Annotated in this window: 6 protein-coding genes and 1 pseudogene; 1 reads left to right on the top strand and 6 read right to left on the bottom strand. The window is 27.5% G+C overall.

Annotated elements, in window-relative coordinates; genetic code table 11:
• The 3 genes from Q0V09_RS08315 to Q0V09_RS08305 all read right to left on the bottom strand — a co-directional run.
• Positions 1–375, bottom strand: a 375-nt coding sequence (locus Q0V09_RS08315) for a helix-turn-helix domain-containing protein (RefSeq protein WP_297488423.1), incomplete at its 3' end; no start/stop codon positions are given.
• Between the two features lie 230 nt (positions 376–605).
• The gene (locus Q0V09_RS08310) at positions 606–806 is read right to left on the bottom strand and encodes a cold-shock protein (RefSeq protein ID WP_297407867.1); all 201 of its coding nucleotides are present in this window, start codon (positions 804–806) and stop codon (positions 606–608) included.
• A 178-nt stretch (positions 807–984) separates the two neighbouring features.
• Positions 985–1,395: a (deoxy)nucleoside triphosphate pyrophosphohydrolase gene (locus Q0V09_RS08305; protein WP_297407869.1), complete on the bottom strand. Its 411-nt coding sequence runs from the start codon at positions 1,393–1,395 to the stop codon at positions 985–987.
• A 183-nt stretch (positions 1,396–1,578) separates the two neighbouring features.
• Here Q0V09_RS08305 and Q0V09_RS08300 point away from each other — a divergent pair, with 183 nt between their 5' ends.
• Positions 1,579–1,713 carry a hypothetical protein gene (locus Q0V09_RS08300; RefSeq protein ID WP_297407871.1) on the top strand — a complete coding sequence of 45 codons (135 nt, stop codon included), beginning with the start codon at positions 1,579–1,581 and terminating at the stop codon, positions 1,711–1,713.
• 38 nt (positions 1,714–1,751) lie between these two features.
• On the opposite strand, the gene Q0V09_RS08295 is transcribed toward Q0V09_RS08300, so the two are convergent.
• The 3 genes and pseudogenes from Q0V09_RS08295 to ltrA all read right to left on the bottom strand — a co-directional run bounded on the left by Q0V09_RS08295 (position 1,752) and on the right by ltrA (position 4,111).
• Positions 1,752–2,090, bottom strand: coding sequence for a zinc ribbon domain-containing protein YjdM (locus tag Q0V09_RS08295; RefSeq protein ID WP_297407872.1), 339 nt, complete (start codon positions 2,088–2,090; stop codon positions 1,752–1,754).
• A gap of 83 nt (positions 2,091–2,173) precedes the next feature.
• Positions 2,174–2,386 (bottom strand): annotated as a pseudogene (locus Q0V09_RS08290) (M20/M25/M40 family metallo-hydrolase); the annotation flags it as partial.
• 114 nt (positions 2,387–2,500) lie between these two features.
• Positions 2,501–4,111 carry a group II intron reverse transcriptase/maturase gene (gene ltrA, locus Q0V09_RS08285; RefSeq protein WP_297488421.1) on the bottom strand — a complete coding sequence of 537 codons (1,611 nt, stop codon included), beginning with the start codon at positions 4,109–4,111 and terminating at the stop codon, positions 2,501–2,503.
• Between the last annotated feature and the right edge of the window lie 224 nt (positions 4,112–4,335).

Below are 4,335 nucleotides of genomic sequence, written 5' to 3'. Positions count from 1 at the left end.
ATTTAGTTCTTTTTTTATTTTCATTAATGTTATGGTAGGATTGTTATCAGTTCTAAAAGTTGTTTGATCAATTATATTTAACATAGAATCCATATATACAACATCTGTAGTTAATTGATTAATAACAACACCAACAATATCTTTATATTCTTTATTAATACCTAGAAATACTTCTTTAGGACCTCTTCTATTTTCTTCTTTTTTTTCTAATTCAACTATTTTTTTTTCATTTATTAATTCTGTAGATAATTTTGTAAGAACTCCTGGAGATAATTCAAGCATTTGGGATAATTCTTTTTTAGATGCTTTTTTGTTTTTGTATAACAAATATAAAATTTTGTTTTTATTTTGTATTTTTATGTCATTTTGATGCATGGGAACCTCCAATTATTTTTTATTTAAAGACAAATTAATATAATATAATTATAGCATAGAATTTGAAAATAAATACAAAAAAATAATATCAATGTGTATTTTTATATATATTATGATAAAAAAATGTTTTAATTAACCTATTTTGGGAAAAATTATCTTCTTAAAATATTAAGAGAATACAAAAAATAAAAAAACCAGAGTTTTAAACTCTGGTTGATTTATTGTAGTAATTATCTAGCCGAAACGATGTTAGCAGCTTGAGGTCCTTTATCACCTTGAACGATATCAAAAGTAACTTCTTCTCCTTCAGTTAACTTTTTGAAACCATCAGCTTTGATTTGAGAGAAGTGAGCAAATACATCTTTCCCATCCTCAGCAGTAATAAATCCGAATCCTTTTTCTTCGTTAAACCATTTTACTGTACCTTTCATATAGATACCTCCGTTATTTTAATTTGTAAAGAGTCTACAAATTTTAAATATGTTTAAATTAAGAAGGTATGTTAGAATAATTTAACTCTATAATATACCGAACTGACTAATTAAAACTTTAAAACTTATATACACTATGTTCTTATTATATACTGTTTGATTTGAAATGTAAAGAAAATTATTTATTATATACATTTTCTTCTGATAATTTCTCAACAATAGAAATATCTGTTGGTATCCAATTTAGAGATAATAGGTTTTCTCTTTTTAACCAAATAACTTTATCGTGTACCATTGAAATAATGTCTAGATCATTTAATATTTCACATTTAAAACATTCTAGTTCTATTATAAAGTCATCATATTCTTTTTCTACTTTCATATAAGATATACTAGATCCAATTTTAATATTTAATTCTTCTAAAATTTCTCTTTTAAGTGATTGTTGTGGAGTTTCATTATTCTCAATTTTTCCCCCTGGAAATTCCCATAAATTTCCAAAAATAGAGTCTTTATTTCTTAGAGTACATAAAATCTCTCCGTTATAATTTTCTAAAATAGCACCAACAACTTTAATTTTATTTTTCATAATAGCCTCCATTTTCATTATGTTACATATATATCATATATTTTGATTATATTCAAGAAAAACAATATATATACTATGTGAATATTCATTAATTTTAGAACATGTTTTATTTGAGAATTAACTATATAAAATCATTTAAATATATTATACTATATTTAATATTTTTATTGAAAGGAGAGTGTTATGAAAGAGTATTTAGTATTAATAAATTATAACAATGATGGATTAGAAGCAGATCTAAATAAATATGCTTCGCAAGGGTGGATTTTGAAATTTGTTAATAATGATCAATTTATTTTAGAAAGAGATAAGGATTAAAAAAGAGCATCTATGTAAATAGGTGCTCTTTCCTGAAATTATATTTTTTTTACAAATTCTGATTTTAGTTTCATAGAACCGATACCATCAATTTTACAATCGATATCATGATCTCCATCAACTAATCTAATATTTTTTACTTTAGTTCCAATTTTAACAACTAAAGAACTTCCTTTGACTTTTAAATCTTTAATTACAGTAACACTGTCACCATCTTGTAAAATGTTTCCATTTGAATCTTTAATTACTTTTCCATCTTCATTTTCATCTGATTCTTCTAAAGTCCACTCATAAGAGCATTCAGGACAAACTAATAAGATTCCGTCTTCATATGTATATTCAGAGTTGCACTTAGGGCAATTTGGTAAATTCGTCATATTTATTATATCTCCATTAAAATAAATTTAGGTCAAATAAGACCTATTCTAACATTATATAAAAAAATTGCTTTTATTTCAAGTTAAATATTTAAAAAATCCAGAGCAAATTGAGAATAAAGTGCTACTCCAGTTTCTAGTGCATCTTCATCTACATCAAATAATTCATGATGATGTGGATAATTTGTATTTGTATTTTTAACTCCTAAATTAACCATAACACCTGGTATAATATTAGAAAATTCAGAAAAATCTTCTCCTCCTGTAGAAGGAGGTTTATTAACAATACAATTTTCGCCAAATAGTTTATAGCAATAGGTAAGGTTTTGAAATTATCTCTACCTTTTCCCCTGCTCCACACCGTGCATGCGACTTTCACCGCACACGGCGTTCCATCATAATTTTAAATTTTATTTATATTTAGAAAGTGTTTTTAATATTCTTGCATAATTCTCATTGTCTTTATAGTAATCCTCTCTATTTTCACTTTCTAGTAAGGTTTTGAATGAAGAATCTAGTAACATTAAATTTTCAAGGTCATCACTTCCTCCATGTTCTTTTGGAACTAGCCTATGAACATAAAAGTTGTCATTTCCTGCGATATATTTTCCTGTTACTTCACAAGTTGAGTTTCTTTGGAGTCTCAAAACAGCTCTTATTTGAGGGTCTTCGATTCCAATTATCTCAATTTGTTTTTCAACATTCCTAACAAACTTTTTCGCTGAAAATAGTTTAGGTATTTTAAACTTTATAGCTTGTGGCGTGAAGATTGTAGTTTCTGCTACGTTCCACACTTGAAAGTTATACCCTTTATAGCGGAGTTTGTATTTTTTATCCTTTTTCCCAGATGGTTTCCCTAATCTGTTCATTAAGGATTTATTAACTATATAGCCAATTTTTCTAAAATCTATATTTACCATTGTTGCCATGCGATAATAATTTTGAATTCCTAGTATTATTGAATTAAATTTTAAGACTTGGGTGGCAGTTCGTCTTCTTTGGAGCTCTTTTATCTCTTGTCTGATTAAGGTTAGGATAGCTTTTCTTGCTTTGTCAGATATATATGACCTCACAGTTAATCTGTTTCTATTCTTAACAGCTTTGAATTTTATTCCTAAAAAGATACTAAACTCTTTTCTTAGATTCACTATTTTTGATTTCTTTTCTGAAACTTCTAGTTTCAATCTATCTTTCAAGAATATTTTAACAAGTTTGAAGATCTTTTCCGTAGAACCTCGATCTCTACAAAAGAGTTTAAAGTCATCTGCGTATCTAACAATTCTAACTTCTGTTAAGTTTGTATCTCTGAGAGCTCTCTCTTTACTTCCAAGAGTGGAATAATCTTTTTTGGTTTTTAATCCTAACCATTGTTTATGTATACACCAGTCAAGTTCATTTAAAACTATATTAGCTAAGAGTGGTGAAAGTATTCCTCCTTGGGGAGTTCCTTTCTCAGATTGAATAATATCTTTGTTTTGTAGTATAGTTTCTACTTTCAACATACGTTTTATTATTGACAAGGTTTTCTTGTCGATAGATTTAAATCGCTGAAGTTGTTTTATCAACTTTTTATGATTTATATTATCAAAGAAACCTTTTATATCAATATCTACAACAAAATGTAATTTTGCTATATTTATCATGTGATAACAAGTTGCTATAGCATGTTCTGTACTACGTTGTGGTCTGAATCCAAAGGAATTTTTATGGAAACTCTTTTCAACTATTGGTTCTAAAATTTGTTTAAAACATAGCTGTACTAGTCTATCATAGATATTAGGTATTCCTAGTGGTCTAAACTCTCCATCTCCTTTTGGAATCTCTACTCTTTTAACCATTCCTGGCGTATATCTGCCCTTTAAATCATATTTAATTCGTTTTACTATTTCATCTTCAATTTTTAATATATCGCTTATGGTTTCGCCATTCACTCCTGGAGTTTTACTTCCCTTATTGCTTTTCAGCGCATGAATTGCTCGATAAATATTCGATTCTTCAATTATGCAGTCCATTAAACTCATAGATTGTACGCCTCCCTCTTCCTAAGAATTAGGAAACTTTATTTTCTTGGTTTACGACCATTCATCTATTAATTCTAAATTAAAACAATTTTAAAATTATTGACTTGGGGCTATCCGTCCACCACTTATTATCATGGTTTCATCCGTACTGTGCCCCTACTATCACAAGACTAAAGAAATTTCGTTAAATCCTTAACTTATATTCACCAACCCTCTAACTAGGT

The organism is uncultured Cetobacterium sp., from assembly GCF_947039425.1.
Classification (GTDB): domain Bacteria; phylum Fusobacteriota; class Fusobacteriia; order Fusobacteriales; family Fusobacteriaceae; genus Cetobacterium_A.
The sequence above is the reverse complement of the archived record's forward strand: the minus strand, read 5'-3'. Positions and strand labels throughout refer to the sequence as shown.

Excerpts from the sequence above, each read along its gene's own strand:
- Q0V09_RS08310 (WP_297407867.1), bottom strand. The coding sequence starts at position 806 with ATGAAAGGTACAGTAAAATGGTTTAACGAAGAAAAAGGATTCGGATTT.
- Q0V09_RS08305 (WP_297407869.1), bottom strand. The coding sequence starts at position 1,395 with ATGAAAAATAAAATTAAAGTTGTTGGTGCTATTTTAGAAAATTATAAC.
- Q0V09_RS08300 (WP_297407871.1), top strand. The coding sequence starts at position 1,579 with ATGAAAGAGTATTTAGTATTAATAAATTATAACAATGATGGATTAGAA.
- Q0V09_RS08295 (WP_297407872.1), bottom strand. The coding sequence starts at position 2,090 with ATGACGAATTTACCAAATTGCCCTAAGTGCAACTCTGAATATACATAT.
- ltrA (WP_297488421.1), bottom strand. The coding sequence starts at position 4,111 with ATGAGTTTAATGGACTGCATAATTGAAGAATCGAATATTTATCGAGCA.